This is a genomic window from Streptomyces rhizosphaerihabitans, assembly GCF_025399795.1.
Classification (GTDB): domain Bacteria; phylum Actinomycetota; class Actinomycetes; order Streptomycetales; family Streptomycetaceae; genus Streptomyces; species Streptomyces rhizosphaerihabitans.
Genome location: NZ_JAODTZ010000025.1, coordinates 1 through 20614 on the forward strand (window position 1 = coordinate 1; position 20614 = coordinate 20614).

Consider the following 20614-nt stretch of genomic DNA (forward strand, 5'->3'; position numbering starts at 1 on the left):
CTTTTCACGTCTTTTCGCACCACCGTTCCGAAAGGACGACGATGACTTCCTTCTTCCGCTCCGCCGACGGCCGCCGCGCAGGCGGCGCCTCCCTCGACCGCCGCAGCATGCTGCGTGGCACGCTGGCCGCCGGCGCCGGCATCGCGTTCGGTCAGGTCCTGTTCTCGGGCGTCGCACAGGCCTATTCGTGGTCGCGCACCCTGGGACAGGGCGACACCGGCGCCGACGTGACCGAGCTGCAGATCCGGGTCGCGGGCTGGGCGGCGGACAGCGCCGGCCACAGCCGGGTCGGCCTCGACGGGGACTTCGGCGCCGGCACCCTCGCGGCCGTCAAGCGGTTCCAGGCGGCGTACGGTCTCACCGCCGACGGCAGCGTCGGGCCCAACACCCAGGCGAAGCTCAACGCGCTGGAGCAGTCGGACGGCTCCACGACCCACTTCAACTGGAGTGAGTTCGTGGACCAGTCGACCGGCAATTTCAACGGCGGCAAGCTGAGCGCGGCGCAGGTGAAGGAGAACGCCCGCCGCTGCATGTACAAGCTGGAGGCGCTGCGCAAGAAGCTGGGCGACAAGCCGATCACGGTCAACTCCGGCTTCCGCAGCATCGCGCACAACGCCGACATCGGCGGGGCCAGCGACAGCATGCACCTGTACGGCACCGCGGCCGACCTCGATGTGTCCGGCGTGGCCACCAAGACCGTCTACCAGAAGGCGGAGACCTGCGGGTTCTCCGGGCTGGAGACGTACACCGTCGACCACCAGCACGTCGACAGCAGGGCCGACCTCGGCCGCGACTGGTGGTGGGAGGACGGCACGATCTGACGCCGCCGGGGGGGAGGGGGAACTGGAGCCCCTGGGTATCGCCGCGGCGGTACCCAGGGGCTCCGGGCCTCAGCTCTTCGGTTCGTCCTTCAACGCCGCCTCGCAGGAGGGCCAGTCGTGGAAGTCGTGCCGGGCGCTCCACAGACGGTGGGCCGCCTTGATGTTCCACTCCGGATCGAACGCCCGCAGCGGCGTGCCGTCGAGATCCCGCAGGCGGGCGTCGGAGATCTGGAACACACCCCAGTTGCGGCTGCCGTTGGTGTTGGGCAGCACCCACAGCGGGTCGAGGAACGACGCACAGCGGGCGACGGCCACAGCGGCGTCGGGATCCTCGACGAACACCTCACGGATCCGCTTCGTCACCTTGGCCGGCGACCAGGTCGACATGCTCACCTTCTGCGCGACGAGCTCGTTCCTGGTGGCCTCGTCGACCACGCTGCTGGCCGGCACACCCGCCAGCACCTGGAACGCGGTCAGTTGGCGCAGGGTCTCCGGGCCGAAGTCCCCGTCGACGGCGAGCCTGCCCTTCGCCCGCGCCAACAGGCTCTGGACCTCGCGCACGCACTCGTCGTGCTGCCCCATTCTCACCGACTTGCACGCGGAGGAGTACAGCAGGCTGTCGTCGGCCTCGGGTGAGGCACCGCCGAGGCCGCTGTCGGGCATCCACACGAAGCCGGCCACCAGCATCACCGCGACCACGGCGGCCAGAATCGCGAAACGGGAGGACCATTTCTCGGGCACCCGGGACCGTCTCGGCGTCCCGGTGTCGTCGGGGGTGATCTCCGGCGGGGTGACGTCGTCCGGTCCGGGGCTCACCGGGGCCGGCACCACGGGCTCGTCGGGCCCGGGGCTCGACTGTGCGGGCACGGCAAGCGCCTCGGGTCCGGGACTCGCCTGCGCGGGCACGGCAGGTTCGTCCGGTTCCCATTCCGGGTTGTCCTTGGCCGTCACTGCCGGTGCGTCCCGGTCGGTGTCCGCCAGCGCCCACAGCCGGTGGAGTTCGCGAAGTTCCTCCGCACTGGCGCCGCACACCTTGGCGAAGGCGTGCACCACCCGGTAGTCCGCGGGGACGCTGAGGCCGGAGCAGTACCGATGCAGACTGGAACCGCTGACGCCCGCCTCCTTGCCGAGGCGGTCGTAACCCCTGCGGCTGCGGTCCTTCAGCATCCGAAGGCAGGCGGCGAACTTTTCGGCATGCGGAGAGGCAACCACACAACCACCCTTGCTCAAGCCTCTACTGACGGGTAGAAGCTACACCCCGCGAAAGGAGTGCGTACGCCCTTTCGCTGCCGCACCGCGACCACCAATCGCCCTTCTGGCGACGATATTTGACAAAGAGTCACCGACTGCCGTCCGTCTCCGTACACCTCTCCCCGGTTTCAGCCACCGCCGTCCCGGACGTGGCCTTCGCGAGCACGGTGTCGTCCGAGCACGGTGTCGTCGATGCCGGAGAAGACCGCGCCACCTCACCATGGTCACCCGCCGCCACATCCGCGTCCGCCCCTTCCACGGCCGCAGCCCTACCGGCGCCCCCTGCCCCGAAAGACCCGGTCCGGCGCGATCCACTCCGCATCCACGCAGGTCCGCGTCCTTCGCCGGGCCGGGCGCTCGCCGGCGTCGCCCGCCACGCGCACGTCGGGAACTCGGCCGCCCGGACCATCCCGGCGAGCCGCCCCGGCGATCGGAGGCCCGCTCACATTCTTCGCGATAACCCCAATACGGCCAACCGTCAACGAAATACGCATAGTCACCCGATGGCGGAGGTCCGTGATTCTCAGGGGCCTCGACTGCCGGCTCGTGGCCAAAGGTGACCATACTGGGAGGGCACACCACACCCCACCAGCAAAGTGACTCATGCCGAAGTCCTCCACAGACCGTCCCACCGCCCCGGAAACAGTCTGGCTGGCCGCCGGGCGTCATAGCGGCCCCGCCCCGCAGAAGGCTCTCCGGGAGCATCTGCGGGAATTGAAGAACAGCGAAAGGATCCAGGACTTCCTGGAGAAGGAGAACGCCGCGACGCCGGACGGTCACGTCTTCGAGGCGCGCTGGTTCGTCGACGACGACGTCACGGTGCGGGCGCGGCTCGCCACCGACGGACGTGAGCATGTGGACGGCGAGCGGCGCTGGTCGCTGGCGGCCGAGGCGGAACGGCCCTGGGATCCCGCGTGGCCCTCCCCTGCCGCCCTGCTCTGGCCCGAGCGGAACGACTTCTCCTGGGATCGTGACTCCGCGGCCGGACTACGGCTCCAGGACATCAACCCGCTGCCGAAGGACGACGCGGTACTGCGCCGCCTGATCAAGGACACCGCCCGGCACAGCTGGAGCATCAACGTCGTCGTGCACGAGGCCATGACACCCGACGCCGACGGCCGCCTGCCGCTGGCCCGGCTGCTGCCGCCCGCCCTGCGGCACCGCGTCGTGGAACACCGCGCCACGCCCGAGCAGTTCCACGCGGTCAACTGGGCGCTCGGTGACCTCGGGACGTCCGTGCCACGTGGCGGGGCTGTCATCCTGTCCGGCACACCCGCCCGGATCGGCTTCGACGAGCAGGCCTTCAGGGTGCGCAGTGTCTTCCTCGACGGCTCCGAACCGACGGAACTCCTGGACAAGATCGTACAGTTCGCGGCACTGCCCTGGCCGCTGCCGGACGACGCGGCCGCGGTCCTCACCGCGCTCCGCCAGGACTGGCACCTGCTGACCCTCGAAGAGGAACTCACCCACGCGCGCGCCCTGGTGGCCTCGTACTCCGAAGCCCTCGACGCCATGACCAAGTCGCGCGACCTGTATCGCGAGGCGACCGAACTCGCCCACGCGGCGCTCGCCGAGATGGCCGAGTACCGCGACGCGGCGTCGGCCGCGCGGGGTACCGCGCAGGGACAGGACAAGCACCCTCTGAGCAAGACGCTTCAGCGCGTCACGGACTCGCTGCTGTCCCGGCGGGCGCCACGCGTCGACACCCACCTCCAGGAAGCACGCGAGAGCGAGGAACGGGCCCGCGAGGCTTCCGGGTGACCACCGCGGGGAGGTGACGCCGCGCCCACCGACCCGAACCGGCGCGCGCCTCACCCGACTCGCGCCCGGCCTTCGTACCGCCGGACCAGGCCTCGTAGGTGTAGGACCCGTTCCTCGTACGGGCGGACCGGTCGCACGTAACGTAGGACCCGTTCCTCGTACGGGCGGACCGCCCGCGCGTCAGGGGCGGAGCGTCCTCTCGTGCCGTCGGACCGACCGCGCGTGCCGCGTCGCCGCGTCGGACCCGCCCCACGCGCGGGTTTTCCGTCAGACGCCCCCGCGGGTCTCTCGGGCGCCCTGCGCGGGTACTGTCAGGCGCCCCGCACGCGCTCTGTCAGGCGCCCCGCCAGATGTTGGCGAACGCCGCGTTCTCGATGGCCCGGCGCTGGCGGACGGCTTCGAGTTCCATCACCGCGTCGTGCACGGCGACCAGAACGGTCGTCACCGCCTCGCCCTCGACGGCCGGGCTGTCCTCGGTCTGTTCGGCGGGGATTCCGACGACCGCGGCGAGCGCGGCGAGGACGGGCTCGTCCGCGGCCCAGCGGTGCATCGCCCGGCTGCGGGCCGGTGAGTCCACCAACTCCATGCGGTCGGCGCCGAACGGCAGTCGGCCCCGCCGTTGCCGGGTGAGCTGGCCCGCCTGTTCCAGGTCGCTCTGATAGGCCGCCGACAGGTCGCGGCCCCTGCGCCACAGCCAGTCCTCGACCCGTTCGTACGGGACCTGTCTCACGAGCGAGGACGCCGCCTCGCCCAGCAGACGGTCGTCCGTCGCCGGCTGCCTCGCCGGCACCATCCGGTCACCGTCCAGTGCGATGACCTCGCCGGCGACGAGATCGATCACCTCGGCTCCGGCGAGGGCGAGCGACAGGTCGCCCTGCCCGACAGGACGTTCCGGCTCCTTGTCCATCGTGATGATGAACAAGTCCCTGGCCGTGGTCACGAACGGCTCCCTTCGGAGTACTTCGCCCTGCGCGACCGTCACGCATCGGATCCAACGCATCCACCGCGCCACTGTCCGCGGGCGATCCGGTCGCCCGCGGAGAAGGGCACGTCACGATCGTGATCGTAACTCCCGGCGGACCGGTGCGTCAGTGAGCCGCGGGCTCCGCCGGCAGGTTGAAGACGTGCTGCGGTGTGACGATCTTCGTGATCGCGTCTCCGAAGAGGGTGCTGGACTCCGACCCCTTGTAGTTGATGCCGGTGTTCAGCAGCACGACCGGGTCGCCTGCGCCGACGGGAAGTAGACGGTCAGCGACTCGCAACCCGGCAGGGAGCCGTTGTGTCCGACCCATCCCCGGACGCCGAAGATGCCGAGGCCGTAGCCCGCGGGTGCACGAAGCGACAACGGGTGGGGAACGCCTCACTGCCTCGCCTCGGACAACTGGCCTGGCGACAACCGACCTGTGACAACCCGCCTGTGACGACCGACCTCGAAGCCGTACGGTTCCAGCCTAGAAGCGTGGGTGGCCCGCGTCATGTCGGACCCTTTGCTCCCGCACGCCGGACCCGCCGCGGTCATGGACGAGCTGCGGGGAAGCCGTACACGCGGCCGGTCCGGCCGACGCACGGTGCGTCGGCCGGACCGGATGTCCTTCACCTGATGCGCCGTCAGCCCTGGCGGGCCTTGAGGCGCGGGTTCTTCTTGTTCACGACGAAGACCACACCGCGCCTACGGACCACCTGGGCCCCGGGCTTGGTCTTCAGTGCGCGCAGTGAGTTGCGTACCTTCATGGCGCTGTTCTCCTCCTGCCGAACTGGGCGCGCTCCGGCGTTCAGTGCCGGTTCGACGCCGTGCGGCCGTAGCGGCGCTCGAAGCGCTCCACCCGGCCGGCGGTGTCCAGGACCCGCTTGGTCCCGGTGTAGAACGGGTGGCTCGCCGACGAGATCTCGACGTCGATGAGCGGATGGACGGCACCGTCCTCCCACTCGATCGTCCTGGCCGAGTGCGCGGTGGATCGCGTCAGAAAGGCGACGCCGGCGGCACGGTCCCGGAAGACGACCGGACGCGACGCGGGGTGAATGTCGGGCCTCATGCTGTTCCCTCCTCGGTTACGGCAGGTGCGTCCGCCGATACGCGGGGTACGTCTGCCATATGTGTCCGCGGATACGCCGGTACGCCTGTCAGGTGCGCCCGGCGTGGGGTCAGCGCTCCTCGCGGAACGCGACGTGCTTTCCCGCCAGCGGGTCGTACTTCCGCAGGACGAGCCGGTCGGGGTCGTTCCCGCGGTTCTTGCGCGTCACATACGTGGCGCCGGTCCCGGCCGTCGACCTCAGCGTGACGACGGGGCGCGCGGTACTGCGTGCCATGAGGTCCTCCTTCGCCCACCATGCGCAAGCCTTGATTCGCGCATGCCAATCAGTTACGTGAGCTGTAACAGCGCACCCGGCATCCGCATTCCCGGGCCCCGGACGTGGCTCGCGACACGCCGCAGGCATCGTCCGGCACACGGCGGCGACACGCCGCAGACCCAAGCGCCAGACGGCAGACGGCACGCCGTACGCATCACGGCGATACACGGCACCCGGCCGGTCGCGCCGAAGTGGCTACACCTCGCGTACGGCCCCGGCGACGACCGAGGTCACCATCCGGCGGACGCCTTCCAGATCGGGCGGGGCGCTCTCCCTGCCCGCGAAGAGCAGATGACCGGTCCCGATCAGCGTGAGCGCGAGCGTGTCCACGTCGGCGTCCGGGGCGATACGGCCCAGGTCCCGCTCCGCGCGGAGATAGGAACCGATCATGGCGGCGGCCTCGGTCAGAAGGGGGAGGCCGGTCGGCGTGGTCTCCCGCAGCCGGGCGCGCAGGGCGTCCCGGGCGACGACGAGGCCCAGCATGCCCAGGGCGAGGGGTCCGAGCGCGTCGGCCAGAGCGGCCGTGAGGTTGCCGGCGACGGTGCCGGTTCCGGCGGACTCGCGCAGGGCGGCGGCCTGGACGTCGAGCCGGGCGATCCGGTCCCGCACGAGCTCGGCGAGAAAGGCGTCGAAGTCGGCGAAGTGCCGGTGCAGGACACCCTTGGCGCAGCCCGCCTCCGTGGTGACCGCCCGGCTGGTCAGCGCGTTCGGTCCGTCCCGCAGCAGAACGCGTTCGGCGGCGGCGAAGAGCTGCTCGCGCGCGTCGCGCAGGGCCACCCCAGTCGGCATACGTGCATCCGCCTTCCCGCGCAGACCTGCCCACCGGCGACGAGTGGGCCCGCGCCCACTCACGGCACGCGCACTCGTTGACGAGTGGGCGCACGCCCATTCATAGTGGGCGCATGCCCACTATACCGTCGGAGGGGTCGGGTCCCCCCGCGAACGAACCTCATGAGTACCGGCAGGCGGCCGAGTCGTTCGGCTCCGACGCCGAGCGCTACGACCGGGCACGGCCGCGCTATCCAGAGGCCCTGGTGGAGCGGATCGTCTCCGGCAACCCCGGCACCGGCCTCCTGGACGTCGGCTGTGGCACCGGCATCGCGGCCCGGCAGTTCCAGGCCGCGGGCTGCACCGTCCTCGGGGTCGATCCCGACCCGCGGATGGCCGATGTCGCACGGCGGCTCGGCACCGAGGTCGAGGTGGCGAGGTTCGAGGCCTGGGATCCGGCCGGGCGGGACTTCGACGCGGTCGTCGCCGCCCAGTCCTGGCACTGGGTCGATCCGGTCGTGGGAGCCGCCGTGGCGCAGCGGGTGCTGCGGCCGCGCGGGCGGTTCGCCGCGTTCTGGCATGTGCTCCAGTTGCCGGCCGAGGTGGGGAAAGCCACCGCCGCGGCCTGCCGGAGGGCGATGCCCGACTCGCCGTTCGACTTCGAGGCGATGACGAGACCGGCCGTGGACGTCTACCGGCCGATGCTCGCCAAGGCGGCGGACGGGATCCGCGAGGTGGGCGGATTCGACGAACCGGAGGAGTGGACCTTCACCTGGGAGTGGTCCTACACCCGGGACGCGTGGCTCGACGTGATGCCGACCCAGGGTGCCCTGACCCGGCTCCCCGCGGACACGCTGGCATCCGTGCTGGAGGAGGTGGGCACAGCCATCGACGCGATGGGAGGCCGTTTCACGATGCCCTACACGACGGTGGCGGTCACCGCGGTGAGGGCCGGCGCGGCCTGACCGTCTCCGGCCGGCTGGGCTCGACTGTCTCCGGTCGGCTCGGCTTGACCGGCGCCGACCGGCACGACTTCAACCGTCACCGACCGGCTCGGCGTGACCGCCTCCGACCGGCGCGGGCCTGGACCGCCTCAGGCCCATTCCCCTGGTCCGGGCCGGAGACGGCCTGTGCCGTCGGGCCCGGGTCCGACCTGAGCCTCAGGTCCAGGCCGAACCTGTGCCGTAGGTCCGGCCCTGGTCGGTGCTTCCGGTCCCCACCCGCAGGGCCGTGAAGGGCGCGGCTCGGTTCCGGCAGCCTATGGACGGCTGCTCCGGACACCACCCTCTGCCCCACGTCCGCACGGTGACCGCCCCGACCACTGACGCCGGCCCCGGTCCCGATGCCGACACCGGTACCGACCCCGACACCGTTCCAGCGGTACCGATCAGCCGGCTGCGGTCCCGCCCTCGCTCCCGGTGTGCTGTCGCCGCCGACTCGCGGCGGCGACAGCACACCGGTGATGGTCAGGAAGGCTTCGTCGCGGTGACGGCGGTGACCGTCGCCGTGTCGTCGCACTCGGCCAGCACACCGTCTTCGAGGGCCAGTTGGTGCGCTCCGCCGGAAGGGAGTGCCACCACCAGGGTCGGGTAGGTGACCGGTGTGGAACCGGACACGCAGTAGCCGTCGCCCTCACCCTGGACCTGCACGAACGTCACCTTGACCCAGGCCTTCGCCCCGGGTGCGAGCACCACCTTGGACGCGGAGCCCGTCGGGGTCACGGCCAGCGGGTGGTTCTTCTCGGGGGTTCCGTTGGCCGCTCCCGCCACGGTCGGATACCCCTGGACGACACACGACGCTCCGGACATGTTGGTGAATTCGACGATCGCCGCGCCGGTTCCGGTGCCCGCGGGCCGTACATCGGCCTGGTACATGAACGCCTTCAGGGACTCCCCTGCGCACGTCTTCGTCTTCGTCTTCGCCGCCGAGGTCGCGGACGCCGAAACCGGCGCCTCGGGAGTTGACCCGCCCGCGGGCTTGGCCGAGGTTCCCGTCCCGCCGGACGAGGTGGCGGGCGACGGTGAGCCGGCGGACGAGGCCGTAGGCCCGGCCGTCTTGTCCGACGGCGAAGCGGTGGAGCCCGCGGCGTCCGCGCCCGGCTGGCACGCGGTCATGAGAAGTGTGGCCGCCGACAGGGTCGCCATTGCCAGAGCGGCTCCGCGGACACGCGACCCGAAGTGCATCCCGTACTGCATGAAGTCCCCCGATTGAGATGTTCAGGCGCCGGTCGCTCACCGGCACTCGTCGCTACAGATCGCTGAGCGGCTTCCCGTGGTTCACCCGTGCACGGCGCTGTGACATGACGGTGACGGGGCGGGTACGGATCACGGATCAACAGATCACCGGGGCTGCCGGACGCGGACCAGGGCGGTGAAGGGGCTGCCGAGCCCGGTGACGTGCTGCTCGCCCTCGGGAAGAGGGTCGGGAAGGGCGTCACGAGGCCGTGCCGTCGAACGTGAACCGGAACGCGACCACGCCGTCGACGGTACTGCCCTCGGCGGTGAGCGATGCCCCGGAGCCGTCGAGCCGGCCCGCGAAGGTGGTGCCGGCCGCCAGCGCGTGCGGGAAGCCGCCGGGCATCTGGCCGAGGTCCGAGCGACAGGCGACGAGCAGGCCGGGCCAGTTGAGCAGGTTCAGGACGATGGCCTGCTGGGCGTGCGGGTCCGTGAGCCTGGCGTCCAGTTCACCGTCGGACCAGCCGATGTTCCAGTAGGTCAGCAGGAGGTTCGGATCCCGGGGGTTGCCCGCGAGGTCCTGGCTGGAAGTCGTGCTGACCGACGAGGACCAGAAGGAAACCGCTCCGGGCTGTGAGGGATTGCCCGCCGCGAACAGCATCGAGAACGGGTTGCTCTCGGTCTCGCCACCGCCGGTCCGCGGCCTGCTCAGGTTGAGCGTGTTGTTCATGGAGTAGGTCCGGCTGCCCGCCAGCCGCCGGGAGCCGTCGGTCGAGCAGTAGTCGTAGATGTCGACGGAGACGTCGGCCGTACCGCTGTACGCCTTGCCCCACAGGGCCGACGCGTCCGAACTGTCGGCGGACACGGGTTCGTCCGACGTCACCGTCGGCGCAGGCTCCTCCGTCGGCGTCTCCGTCGGCGTCGGTACGTCGCTGACCGTGGGCGTCGGCTCCGGCGGGGAGGCGGACGCGGATGGCGGCGGGCCGGACTCCAAGGTGCTCGCGGAGGCCGTCGGCGCATCGGCCGTCGCCGCGCCGTCGTTCCCGCACCCGGTCAGCGACGCGCACAGGAGCCCCGTTCCCAGCACCGCGATGATGCGGCCTCGAATGTTCTTGGCCGCTCTTCTGCTTTCGGGCACTCTTCGCACACGCGTCATGGCAGGCATGACACTCCCCTCCCCACGCCGGGCCGCCCCCCCACGAGCACCCAGGACATGCGGGACATTACGCTGCGAGGTCGCTCCCTATACCCGCCGTAAAGTCCTTCGTTACCGTTTCGTGCCTGCCCACAGCGTCATGGACGGGGCCTCGCGAGTCCGCCGCCGAAGCTGCTGGTGCACCATGGGCGACGAAACGGGCCGGCCGACCGGCCTGTTCCTCCGAGTTGGGGTGTGGGTGATGGGCGGAGATCGGGGCCGGGTCCTCGTCGTCGACGACGACGCGGCGATACGACGGTCACTCGAACGCGGTCTGCGGCTGGGCGGTTTCACCGTGGATCTCGCCGACGGCGGCCGGCCCGCGCTGGCCGTGGTCCGGCGGACACCGCCGGACGCCATCGTGCTGGACATCTCCATGCCCGGCCTCAGCGGCATCGACGTGTGCCGGACGCTGCGCGAGGAGGACAACGACGTACCGGTCCTGATGCTCTCCGCGCTCGACGAGACCGGTGACCGGATCGCGGGGCTGCAGGCCGGTGGCGACGACTACCTGGTGAAGCCGTTCGCCCTGCAGGAGTTGGTGCTCCGGCTCCAGGCGCTGCTGCGGCGCCGGCCACCGAGGGACACCGACACCGTACGGGTGGGCGGGCTGTCGCTGGATCCCGCGTCCCGCCTGGTCAGCCTCGACGGGCGGCAACTGGAGCTGACACGGCGTGAGTTCGAGCTGCTGCATGTCCTGGCGCGCAACGCGGGCATCGTGCTCAGCCGTGATCAGCTCCTCGACCGGGTCTGGGGCTACGACTTCGACGTGCGCACCGACGCGGTGGACACGTTCGTGAGTTACCTGCGGCGCAAGCTGGAGGCACCGGGCCGGGCCCGGATCATCCACACCGTACGAGGAGTGGGCTTCGTGCTGCGCGACGACGGGCCGGAGGCCGGACGATGAGGCTGTCCACCCGCATCGCGCTCGCCGTCGGCGCGACCGTGCCGATCTTGGTGCTGGCCACCGGCTGGCTGCTGCTGCGGCTGGTCGCGGCGGATCTGCACGACCAGCAGGACACGCACCTGCGGCAGAGCGCGGCGGCCGTGGCGAAGGACGCTCGCGGGCTGCTGCGCGCGAGTGCCGCCGACCGGTCTGCGGCGGTGGAACAGGCCCGCGAACGGCGGCTGTTCACCTCCGCTCTGGACGTCGGTGTGCGGCTGACCGGTCCCGGCGGGACCTTCATGGGCGGCCCGCAGCCGGAGCAGGGCGTGTCGCTTCCCGCGAGCGCGCCGGTGCCGGTCACTCTGCGGGCCGACGGGGACAGCTGGCGGGTTCTGTCGACGCGGGTGTCCGGTGGGCGGCCCGGAGTGCGCGGCACGCTCTGGCTGTTCGCGCCCGACACCTCCGCGGACACCCAACTGCGGCTGGTGCGCAGGCGCGTGGTGTCGGTGGCGCTGCTCGCCGCGCCGCTGTCCGGACTGCTAGCCGGTGCGGTGGCCGGGCGCGCGAGTCGTCCGCTCAGGCGCCTGCGGGACAGCGCGAGCGGTCTGGATCCGCGGACCAGTACCGCTCGCCTCGATCACACGCCGGCCCGGATCGCCGAGGTCGACGATCTGGCGCACACCCTCCAGACGGTCCTGAGCCGCTACGACGAACAGGCCGCGAGGACCGGGGAGGCGCTCGCCACCGCCCGCTCCTTCGCCTCGGCCGCCGCGCACGAACTGCGCACTCCGCTGATGAGCATGCAGACCAATCTGGAGATCCTCACCGGGCATCCAGGCCTTCCCGCTCCCGACCGCGACGAGGTCCTCGAGGACCTGCGCCGCGAACACGCCCGACTGCTGGGGCTGTTGGTCATGCTGCGCGAACTCGGTCGCGGTGACCTGGTCGAGGCGGACGCCTTCGGTCCGGTGGACCTCGCGGACGTCGTCGAGGCGAGTGTGCGGGAGCAGCGGCGGCGCCATCCGCTCGCGCGCATCGTCGGCGACTGTCCGCCGGGTCTGCGGGTGTACGGCTGGGAACCCGGGCTGCGCACGGTCCTGGACAATCTCGTCATCAACGCGCTGGTGCACGGCGGCTGTACCGACGGCCGCCCCGCGCACATCGGTGTCACGGTGCGCGCGAGCGGCGACCACGCCCTCCTGTTCGTCGACGACCAGGGGCCGGGTATCGCACCCGAGCGTCGCGGCGAGGTATTCGGACGGTTCGAGCGCCGCCCGGACAGTCCGGGTTCGGGCCTCGGACTCACCCTGGTCGCCCAGCAGATCGACCTGCACCGGGGCCGTATCCGTGTCCTCGATGCGCCGGGGGGAACGGGGACCCGGATCGAGGTCGTGCTCCCGCTCATGGACGGCGGGGCCGGGACGGAGGCGACGCTCCCGCTGCAGCGCAACTGGATGATCACGACCGCCCGTGCCCTGCCACAAGAATTCCACAAAGAAGACTCCTAGCTTTCCGGACGTGCGGGCAACCGCCCCGGAACGAAAAGGAGTTCAGCATGTCGAGTACGTCGAGGACGCGGATGCCGGCGGCATCGAGGACCAGGACGACCGTCGTCTCGCTGATGGCGGTCGGCGCGCTGCTCGGCGCCGCGGGCGCCGCGTCGGCCGACGGCACCGGGAAGCAGCCGTCGGGAGCACCTACGGGCGACGGCGCGAAGGCGCTCTGCAAGCGGGCGCCGAAGATCGACCAGCGGATCGACCGCATCCTCGAACGGCTGAACGGGGATGCCTCGCAGCGCGGTTCGATCGCCCGTCTGGAACAGCGCGTGGCCAATGCCAAGTCCGCCGGGCACACGCAGATCGAGGCCTACCTCAACGACCGGCTGACCTTCCGGCGCTCGCTCGCGCCGACCCTGGAGAGCCGTCAGAAGGATCTGGCGGACGTCCAGAAGTGGTGCACGAGCCACGACGACGGAGCGAAGTCCTGATGCGCGCACGGCACTTGGCCCTGGCCCTCGCCGCGACCGCGCTGCTCCTGACCGCGTGCGGCGGCCCCACCGACACCACCAACGCCCCCGCCTCTCCCGCCCCGGCCTCCACGGACCTCACCCATCTGCAGAAACTGGTCGACGGTGCGGAGTCCGCGGCGAGTTCGGCCGAGTCGGACATGGCCCGGGAATAGGGGCTGCCGTCGTCCGCCCCGGCGGTGTGCGGGAGTTCACGCGGCCGGGGCGTTCGGGTCATCGGCCGGTCACGCGGCCCAGGCGGTCCCGACTCAGCGGTTCCGTCGGTTCCTTGGACATCGGGCGTACGCCCTGGACGTACGTCAGCCACGGGCGGACGTCGCCGCTCCCCCGTATCTCGAAGCCCGCGCCGGTGATGAAGCCGTCCAGCAGGTCGGTCCGGTTGTGGGACATGGCGTGGCCCAGGCCACCGTGCACCAGATGGCGCCCGACGGCGCTCCTCGGCGGCCGGAACTCGACGATCAGCAGTCGTCCGCCGGGCCGCAGGACGCGCCACATCTCCTGGAGGGCCGCCGGCCGGAGTTCTTCCGGCAGGTGGTGCAGCATCAAGCTCGTGACAACCGTGTCGAACGATCCGTCCGGCAGGTCGAGGGCCTCCGCGACCCCTTCCCGGTAGGTGCACGCGGCGCCCTGTCCGGCCCTGTTCCTGCGCCGCGCGTAGGCGAGCACGGAGGGCGACGGGTCCACTCCCGTCACCGTTCCCTCCGGTCCGACGGCGGCGGCCATGCGCCGGGTCAGATACCCGGTGCCGCAGCCCACGTCCAGCACGCGGTCCCCGGTTTCGGCCCCGCTCAGCGCGGCCAGCCGGGAGAAGGCCCGGTTCCGTCGGCCCGCGAAGCAGAACGCGCCGCACAGTTCGTAGGTGCGCGGGGCTCCGATCGTCACCCCTGGGGTGTCCGCGTGCGGTTTTCCTTGCATGAGACGCCCGATGGACATACCGGCCACACTCCTTAACTTAGCGATGACTAAGTACGGATCTAACTTAGTCTCGACTAAGAAAACCCGCAAGGGGCCTACGATGGCGTGTGTGACCGACGCCGAGAAGACCCCCGCCCACCAGGGCAAGGCCCGTACCCGTACCCGGATGCCCGCCGCCGAGCGGCGCGCCTCGATCCTGGCCGCGGCCACCGAGGTCTTCTCCGAGACCGGCTACGAGAGGGGCAAGGTGTCCGACATCGCCCGGCGCGTCGGGGTCACGGAACCGGTGGTCTTCCAGAACTTCGGCTCCAAGTCCGCCCTCTACCAGGCGGCCCTGGACCATGTGACCAGCGCTGTCACCGCGCTCCTGACCGAGGCCGCCGACACCGGACGCCCGGTCCCCGAAGTGCTGGCCGCCTTCCTGGACCCGGCCCACATGGACCGCTTCCACCAGCGTGGCGCCCACGGTTTCCTCTTCGCCGACGCGGCGGCCCTCGCCCACGACCCGGCCCTCGGCGAGGCCGCCCGGCACATCCACCAGAACTTCGCCGAGGCCCTCGCGGGCTTGCTGCGCCGCGGGCAGAGCGCCGGTGACATCCGCGACGACATCAGCGCGGACACCGCCGCCTGGTGGCTGATCTCGCTGCTCGCCGGGCGCCCGCTGCGCAGTGCGGTGATGCCGGACCGGGCCGCCGCGGAGGCCCGATTGACGGACATGGCACTGCGGTCGCTGCTGCCCCCGAGCGGCGAGCACGCCCCGGAACACCCGGCAGGCGATCAGTCGCCCCGCAGGTGACACCGAGAATCTCGGCGCGTACAGCGGATCCCGGAGCACGCGAGAGATCCCGGAACACGCGAGGGAATGATCGCCGCCGCGCTCGGTCACATCGCCTTCCGGCGCCCGGCGCGCCCTGCCGCGCCGCCGTCCGGCGCCCGCCGCACCGGGTCACATCGCCCCCCGACCCGGCCTCCCCGTAGAATTACGACTTTGTGGACCAAAAAAGGACATGGTTCGCGAGAAGACCTCCTCCGGTGATTCAGCCGTCGAAGTCGTCCCATGGCACGGGGGTGCCCAGCCGGACGCACAGCAGAGGTGATTTCCGGTGACTGGTGCTACTCCGCTGATGGTCGTGGACGGCGCGGGCGTCGTCGTCCGCTGGAGCCGCAGAGCCCGCGAGATCTGGCTGCGATCGGACTCCGAGGCCGTGGGACGAGCGGCCCTGACCATGGTCGCGCCCGACACCTGGGCCTCCGGCACCAGCAACTCCGGCACCAGCGGCTCCGGCACCAGCAGCTCCGGCAGCGGCACGGAACCCGGAGCCGGCCCCCTGCTCATCCATGACGTCGGCGGAAACCCGGTCGATCTCCGTGTCCAGGTGGTACCGCTCTCCGACGGCGCGGTCGCGTGGGGTGTCTTCGAGGCGGACGACGGCCCCGCCCCCGACAGCACACGGACCGCGGTGTTCGACATTCTGCGCGCCAACACGCACGAGGCATTCTTCGTCCTGGACTCCGAGTTGCGCGTTCTCAGCGTCAACGAAGCGGCCTGCGCACTGTGCGACATCGAGGCGGACAAGGCCCTCGACCGCCCGGTCGCCGATGTGTGCCGTCCCTCCCATCCACAGGAATTCGAAGACGTCCTGCGGGGCGTACTCACCGACGGCACGTCCGTCACCGGTTACGTCGTACGGCTCGGCCCACCGGACGGTTCGTCGCCGGAACGCTTCGCGAAGCTTTCGGCGTTCCCGCTGAAGAACGCGCGCGGCGTGGTCGTTTCCATGACCGAGGTCACGGAGACCCTGCGGACCAAGAGGCGCCTGGAGGCGCTCGGTTCGGTGCGGGAGCGGGTGGGGCGAAGCCTGGACGTCGTCACGACCTGCCAGGAACTGGTGGACGCGCTGGTGCCCGGCTTCGCCGACATAGCGGTGGTCGATGTGGTCGACGCGGTGGTACGGGGCGAGGATCCTCCCCTCAGCCCCCTCGGGCGGGACATCCCGCTGCGCCGCGCGGCCTTCCGCAACGGGAAACCCTCCCTCATGGCGCAGGCCTATCCCGTCGGCGACGTACGCGCGCTGCCGACGCCGACGCCGTATTCACAGGTGCTCAGCGACCTCAAGCCGCGAGCCGTCGCCCTGGACAGCGGCTCCCCCTGGCTCGACGCCGATCCGGAGCGGGCCCGCGCCATCCGCGCCTCCGGCGCCCGCCTACTGCTCACCGCCCCGCTGGCGCTGCGGGGCGCCGTGCTCGGACTCCTGAGCCTCTATCGCGTACAGCCGAACGACGCCTTCGACCAGAACGACCTCTCCGTCGCCCACGAACTGGCCACGCACACCGCGCTCAGTCTCGACAACGCCCGCCGCTACACCCACGAGCACACGATCGCGGCAGCTCTGCAACGCCACCTGCTGCCGCCGGAGCCTCCCTCACAGACGGCCATCGAATTCGCGCCGTTGCACGTCCCGGCCGAGGCGGGAGCGGGCAGCTGGTACGACGCCTTCGGCCTGCCCGGCGCTCGTACCGCCCTGGCGATCGGGGAGGTCAGCGGAAGCGGCATCGACGCCGCGACCACCATGGGCCAGCTCCGGACGGTGATCCACTCACTCGCCGCGCTCGACCTGGAACCCGACGAACTGCTCGCCCGCCTCAACGACGCGGTCGTACGGCTCGCCGACGAGCGGGCGGCCCTGCCACCGAGCGATCCACTGCACCAGCAGCCGCTCAGCGCCGGCTGCGTCTACGCGGTCCACGACCCGCTCCACGGGGTCTGCGTCATGGCCTCCGCCGGTCATCCCGGGCCCGTCGTCGCTCACCCCGGCGGTGTGGTGCACGTCCCGGAGATCCCCACGGGTCCGCTCCTGGGCAGCCGGGACGGACCCCCCTTCGCCACCGCCTCCGTCCCCATGCGGGACGGCAGCGTTCTCGCACTGCGGACCACGTCGTTCCCTGTCTCCGAAGGCCCGGACGGGGACCGGCCGAACCCGCTCGGGGAAGCACTGACCCGGCTGAACCGCCCGCTGCGGGACGTGCGGGACGACATTCTCTACAGGTTGCGCGACACGTCGGGCCAACACGATGTCCTTCTCCTGCTGGCCCGCACCCGCGCCTTTCCGCCGGATCAGGTGGCCACCTGGGCCCTGGACTCCGTCCCCACCGCGGCCGCGGCAGCCCGGCACCACGCCCGGGAACGGCTCGGGATGTGGCGCGTGGGCGAAGAGACCTCCTTCGCCACCGAGTTGATCGTCAGCGAGCTGGTGACCAATGCCCTGCGCTACGGGGCGCCACCGATCCGGTTGCGCCTCGTCAAGGACTCGACGCTCACCTGCGAGGTCAGCGACGCCGGCGGAGCGGCTCCGCGTCTGCGCCACGCCCGCACGGTCGACGAAGGCGGACGCGGCCTGTTCATCTGCGCGCAGATGAGCCACAACTGGGGCATCCGCTACTCCGCACAGGGCAAGACGATCTGGACGGAACAGACGCTGCCCTAGAGGCAGTTGTTCGGGTCATCCCGCAGACGCGGGCGCCGTCGTACCGCGTTCTACCGTGCCAGATCGCTCGCGACCTCGCGGGCCGCGCGGGCGCCCGACGCCAGAGCGCCCTGCACCGAGCCCGTGGCCCGGTGGTCCCCGCACACATAGCGGCCCGGGGACACCCGGGCGGTCCGGCCGAGCGGCTGCGGGGGCGGCATCGCCGGCAGCGCGTCGGGAACGGTACGGACGGTCAGCAGGTCCCAGCCCGCGGTGTCGGTGCCGTACACCTCGGCGAGCGCGTCGCGCAGCAACGCCTCCCGGCCCTCCCCGTCGTGCCCGAGGACCGAGGTGGCGATCAGCGACATCCCGGGCGGGGCGTAGCCGCGGACCACCTCGCTCAGGACGCAGGTATTGAGGAAGCGCCTTCTCGTGTCCGTCAGCAGGACGGGTTCGGCCAACGGGGAACGGGTCGCGGCGTGGTAGTACGTCGTCACGACGCGGTAGGGAGGAAGATCCAGCCCCGGCAGCAGACGGGCGGCGGGGCCCGGCCCTGTGGCCACCACCACGGCCCGCGCGGCGAGTTCGTCTCCGGCGTCCAGTTCGACCCCGTCGTCCGTGAGCCGAGTGACCGGGGTGCCGAGGCGTACGGCGTCCTGGGGCAGCGCCTCGGCCAGCAGGCGCGGCACCGCCCCGATGCCGGCGCCGGGCAGGCACAGGGTGCCGCGCAGCATGCTGCGCCAGACGAGGTGGAACACCCGGCCCGAGGTCTCCAGCTGGTCCTCCAGGAAGACTCCGGACAGGAACGGCCGGAAGAACCGCTCGACGAACTCCTCGGAGAATCCGGCCGCGGCCAGCGCGGTGCGTGTCGTACGGTCCTCGCCGCGCTTGAGCGATCGTGCGGGAGCGAGCATGTCCCGGCCGGACAGGGCGGCCAGCGCGATCAGGTCACGGGTTCCCGCGAGCCGCCCCGGACGCAGGTCACCCAGGCGCCGTGGACCTCGGGTGGGGTCGTTGAAGCGCAACGGCCCGTCCTCTGTGTGCACGAGGATGCCGGGCGTGAAGGGCCGCAGCCGCAGGTCTCGCAGCGCGAGCCGGCGCCGGACCTGCGGATACGAGGTGTTGAAGACCTGGAAGCCCCGGTCGACGACGAACCCTTCGTGCGGGTCGGAGCGCATCCGGCCGCCCACCTCGTCGGACGCCTCGAGGACGCGGACCCCGAAGCCGTACCCGGCGAGATCGCGGGCACAGGCCAGACCGGCGAGCCCGGCGCCGACGACCAGGACATCGGACACACCGCGTTTCGCGGTCATGGGCATCATCCTCCGAGCAGCCGGGCCGTCCGCGCTCCGGTGAGCGCGCCGGGGTGGTCCGAGCACAGGCGGACGGTCCCGCGCCGTCGCACACGCCCTCCTGAACCGATCTTCCCCTCGGGCGCGGCGGGCGGATGCGGGCCACGCCGGAAGACGGTGCCGCGTACCCCCGTACCCCCCGTACCCCGTGTCGCACGGCGCGGGACTCTGGGGACTCCGGGGACTCCGGGGACTCCGGGGCGGAACAATTCGGGGCGGTCCGCCGTTCAAAGGAGTGTGGCGCGGAGGGGACAGTGTCCCCGGGCCTCACCCACAGCCCCACGGGGACGATCGTCCGGCTGAAGCCCCGTGGAGCCTTTCGCCGAGCGGCGACGCCCTCCGCACACCGCATGAACGGCCCCGGCTGGTCTCCCCCGTCCAGCCGGGGTCCCCTACTGTGCCGCGCCACATTTCCACGGCGCCCGGCAGCAGCGAAAACCGCCGGTGCCCCCGGAATACGGGCACAACCGGCGGTTCTCGTCGCGTCAGTGGCCGGAGCCGTAATGGCCGCCGAGCTGGTCGCGGTAATGCGGATCTCCGAGATGCTTTTCCTTGTCGAATTCCGGCGCCGACTTGATCTCGTCCTTGGTCCGGGCGACCTGGACGGTCTTGTCCTCGTGGCTGATCGATGTGATCGTGCCGGCGGGCAGCAGGACCTCCTTGCCGAAGATCCAGACGCCGGTGTCGACGACGATGTACTGAGAACCGACCTCGTCGGAGTGCTTGTCGACCTTGCCGATGTGGCCGTCGGTCGCCTCCACCCGGTAGCCGGTGAGATCGTCGTCGGCCGTGTGACCGCTGGTCGGCCCGTAACCCCACAGGTTCTCGTTCACGAAGAAATCCTCCACTCGTCCGCGGATGCGCGCCGCCGTCCCACATCGATATGCGGGTGCGCGCTTCGATGACCGGGCTTACGGTCACCCTTTCCTCAGCGTGTTTTCCGCTGAAGGTCGACGGGTGTCCCTTTCCCCGCCGGTGACACCCGCTCCCCGGAAATTCCTCGAATTCCTCTCGGGGGCGTGAACACCCACGACTTCACTCCGGCACGCCCCTCGGGATCCGAGTCGGCGAGAACGCGGCGGCCCCGCCTCGCGATCCCGGGGGGGGAGTGGAATCACGGGCGGGGCCGAGAGCTCGCGGCTGCCGGGGGGAGGCATCCACGAGCGGTCCGAGACTCCTTGTGCCCGCGCTCCCCCGGTTCATGCGCGGGTGTTCCGGACGGGCAGGGAGGCATCGCCGGGGAGAGCTGGGGCCCGGCCGGAAGGGAGTGTCGATGACGATCACCAACCACAGGACGTACGGCATCCGGTTCGTCCACCGGACGATCGAGCCGACCCGGTTGACCACCCGGCGTCCCGATCTGAAGTACGGCTTCACCGGCTGCGCCCTGGCCTCGACCACCGGCAGCGTTCCGTGTTCGGGCACGGGCCCCACCGGCCCCGGCCCGAACTACGGGTCCACCATCCCGCCCGGCCAGAGCCGGACCGTCACACTCACCCTCCAGGTCGCCACCGACTCCGGCTGCAACGGCGATATCGGCTTCCACTCGTAGCGAGTTGCGTGGACCGGCCGCCCCGTCGGCACACAGGAACTTCACAGGTACGGGTCGGGATGACCTAAAACCGATCATTCAGCCAGAACTCGTCGCGGCC

At 71.1% G+C, this 20614-nt stretch carries 21 protein-coding genes and 2 pseudogenes; 11 read left to right on the forward strand and 12 right to left on the reverse strand.

Annotated features, from left to right (window positions below; genetic code table 11):
- Window positions 1-41 precede the first annotated feature (41 nt).
- On the forward strand, window positions 42-821 hold the full coding sequence (locus N4G66_RS23985; protein WP_261706239.1) for a D-Ala-D-Ala carboxypeptidase family metallohydrolase: 780 nt from the start codon (window positions 42-44) through the stop codon (window positions 819-821).
- Between the two features lie 69 nt (window positions 822-890).
- On the opposite strand, the gene N4G66_RS23990 is transcribed toward N4G66_RS23985, so the two are convergent.
- Window positions 891-2033, reverse strand: coding sequence for a helix-turn-helix domain-containing protein (locus N4G66_RS23990; RefSeq protein WP_261706240.1), 1143 nt, complete (start codon window positions 2031-2033; stop codon window positions 891-893).
- Window positions 2034-2786: 753 nt separating this feature from the next.
- On the opposite strand from N4G66_RS23990, the gene N4G66_RS23995 reads away from it, so the two are divergent.
- On the forward strand, window positions 2787-3833 hold the full coding sequence (locus N4G66_RS23995; RefSeq protein WP_261706241.1) for a hypothetical protein: 1047 nt from the start codon (window positions 2787-2789) through the stop codon (window positions 3831-3833).
- Between the two features lie 334 nt (window positions 3834-4167).
- On the opposite strand, the gene N4G66_RS24000 is transcribed toward N4G66_RS23995, so the two are convergent.
- The 6 genes and pseudogenes from N4G66_RS24000 to N4G66_RS24025 all read right to left on the reverse strand — a co-directional run bounded on the left by N4G66_RS24000 (window position 4168) and on the right by N4G66_RS24025 (window position 6971).
- On the reverse strand, window positions 4168-4773 hold the full coding sequence (locus N4G66_RS24000; RefSeq protein ID WP_261706242.1) for a GOLPH3/VPS74 family protein: 606 nt from the start codon (window positions 4771-4773) through the stop codon (window positions 4168-4170).
- A 148-nt stretch (window positions 4774-4921) separates the two neighbouring features.
- Window positions 4922-5160, reverse strand: a pseudogene (locus tag N4G66_RS24005) (serine hydrolase); the annotation flags it as partial.
- Window positions 5161-5441: 281 nt separating this feature from the next.
- On the reverse strand, window positions 5442-5564 hold the full coding sequence (gene ykgO / locus N4G66_RS24010; RefSeq protein WP_261706243.1) for a type B 50S ribosomal protein L36: 123 nt from the start codon (window positions 5562-5564) through the stop codon (window positions 5442-5444).
- Between the two features lie 41 nt (window positions 5565-5605).
- Window positions 5606-5866, reverse strand: a complete 261-nt coding sequence (locus N4G66_RS24015) for a type B 50S ribosomal protein L31 (protein WP_261706244.1) — start codon at window positions 5864-5866, stop codon at window positions 5606-5608.
- A gap of 109 nt (window positions 5867-5975) precedes the next feature.
- Window positions 5976-6140 (reverse strand): 50S ribosomal protein L33, encoded by a 165-nt coding sequence (rpmG, locus tag N4G66_RS24020; protein ID WP_261706245.1) that lies wholly within the window; start codon window positions 6138-6140, stop codon window positions 5976-5978.
- Window positions 6141-6377: 237 nt separating this feature from the next.
- On the reverse strand, window positions 6378-6971 hold the full coding sequence (locus N4G66_RS24025; RefSeq protein ID WP_261706246.1) for a TetR/AcrR family transcriptional regulator: 594 nt from the start codon (window positions 6969-6971) through the stop codon (window positions 6378-6380).
- Between the two features lie 113 nt (window positions 6972-7084).
- On the opposite strand from N4G66_RS24025, the gene N4G66_RS24030 reads away from it, so the two are divergent.
- Window positions 7085-7915, forward strand: a complete 831-nt coding sequence (locus tag N4G66_RS24030) for a class I SAM-dependent methyltransferase (protein ID WP_261706247.1) — start codon at window positions 7085-7087, stop codon at window positions 7913-7915.
- A 501-nt stretch (window positions 7916-8416) separates the two neighbouring features.
- On the opposite strand, the gene N4G66_RS45695 is transcribed toward N4G66_RS24030, so the two are convergent.
- Window positions 8417-8824, reverse strand: a complete 408-nt coding sequence (locus tag N4G66_RS45695; RefSeq protein ID WP_315903684.1) for a DUF4232 domain-containing protein — start codon at window positions 8822-8824, stop codon at window positions 8417-8419.
- Between N4G66_RS45695 and N4G66_RS45700 the strand changes: the two genes are divergently transcribed.
- The gene (locus N4G66_RS45700; RefSeq protein WP_315903685.1) at window positions 8823-9161 is read left to right on the forward strand and encodes a hypothetical protein; all 339 of its coding nucleotides are present in this window, start codon (window positions 8823-8825) and stop codon (window positions 9159-9161) included. The two genes, N4G66_RS45695 and N4G66_RS45700, sit on opposite strands and share 2 nt — an antisense overlap.
- Before the next feature lie 222 nt (window positions 9162-9383).
- Here the strand turns inward: N4G66_RS45700 and N4G66_RS24040 are convergent, their stop codons facing one another.
- Window positions 9384-10280 (reverse strand): hypothetical protein, encoded by an 897-nt coding sequence (locus N4G66_RS24040; RefSeq protein WP_261706248.1) that lies wholly within the window; start codon window positions 10278-10280, stop codon window positions 9384-9386.
- A 241-nt stretch (window positions 10281-10521) separates the two neighbouring features.
- Here N4G66_RS24040 and N4G66_RS24045 point away from each other — a divergent pair, with 241 nt between their 5' ends.
- The 4 genes from N4G66_RS24045 to N4G66_RS24060 are packed head-to-tail and all read left to right on the forward strand — an operon-like array spanning window position 10522 to window position 13386.
- A complete protein-coding gene (locus N4G66_RS24045; RefSeq protein ID WP_261706351.1) occupies window positions 10522-11226 on the forward strand; it encodes a response regulator transcription factor in 705 nt (234 codons plus the stop codon).
- Window positions 11223-12713, forward strand: a complete 1491-nt coding sequence (locus N4G66_RS24050; protein WP_261706249.1) for a sensor histidine kinase — start codon at window positions 11223-11225, stop codon at window positions 12711-12713. Before N4G66_RS24045 ends, N4G66_RS24050 begins: the two co-directional genes overlap by 4 nt.
- Window positions 12714-12760: 47 nt before the next feature.
- Window positions 12761-13192: a hypothetical protein gene (locus tag N4G66_RS24055; protein WP_261706250.1), complete on the forward strand. Its 432-nt coding sequence runs from the start codon at window positions 12761-12763 to the stop codon at window positions 13190-13192.
- Entirely contained in the window at window positions 13192-13386 is a 195-nt protein-coding gene (locus N4G66_RS24060; RefSeq protein ID WP_261706251.1) for a hypothetical protein, read from the forward strand. The genes N4G66_RS24055 and N4G66_RS24060 overlap by 1 nt, the downstream gene beginning before the upstream one ends.
- Before the next feature lie 58 nt (window positions 13387-13444).
- On the opposite strand, the gene N4G66_RS24065 is transcribed toward N4G66_RS24060, so the two are convergent.
- The gene (locus N4G66_RS24065) at window positions 13445-14164 is read right to left on the reverse strand and encodes a class I SAM-dependent methyltransferase (RefSeq protein WP_261706252.1); all 720 of its coding nucleotides are present in this window, start codon (window positions 14162-14164) and stop codon (window positions 13445-13447) included.
- Between the two features lie 91 nt (window positions 14165-14255).
- Between N4G66_RS24065 and N4G66_RS24070 the strand changes: the two genes are divergently transcribed.
- Together N4G66_RS24070 and N4G66_RS24075 are read left to right on the forward strand one after the other, a co-directional pair.
- On the forward strand, window positions 14256-14942 hold the full coding sequence (locus N4G66_RS24070; protein WP_261706253.1) for a TetR/AcrR family transcriptional regulator: 687 nt from the start codon (window positions 14256-14258) through the stop codon (window positions 14940-14942).
- Window positions 14943-15249: 307 nt separating this feature from the next.
- On the forward strand, window positions 15250-17631 hold the full coding sequence (locus tag N4G66_RS24075) for a SpoIIE family protein phosphatase (protein ID WP_261706254.1): 2382 nt from the start codon (window positions 15250-15252) through the stop codon (window positions 17629-17631).
- A gap of 50 nt (window positions 17632-17681) precedes the next feature.
- On the opposite strand, the gene N4G66_RS24080 is transcribed toward N4G66_RS24075, so the two are convergent.
- Complete coding sequence (locus tag N4G66_RS24080; RefSeq protein ID WP_261706255.1) at window positions 17682-18923, reverse strand: NAD(P)/FAD-dependent oxidoreductase; 1242 nt, start codon at window positions 18921-18923, stop codon at window positions 17682-17684.
- Window positions 18924-19447: 524 nt separating this feature from the next.
- Complete coding sequence (locus N4G66_RS24085; protein ID WP_261706256.1) at window positions 19448-19795, reverse strand: PRC-barrel domain containing protein; 348 nt, start codon at window positions 19793-19795, stop codon at window positions 19448-19450.
- Between the two features lie 422 nt (window positions 19796-20217).
- Here N4G66_RS24085 and N4G66_RS24090 point away from each other — a divergent pair.
- Window positions 20218-20511 (forward strand): annotated as a pseudogene (locus N4G66_RS24090) (hypothetical protein); the annotation flags it as partial.
- Window positions 20512-20614: the final 103 nt, after the last annotated feature.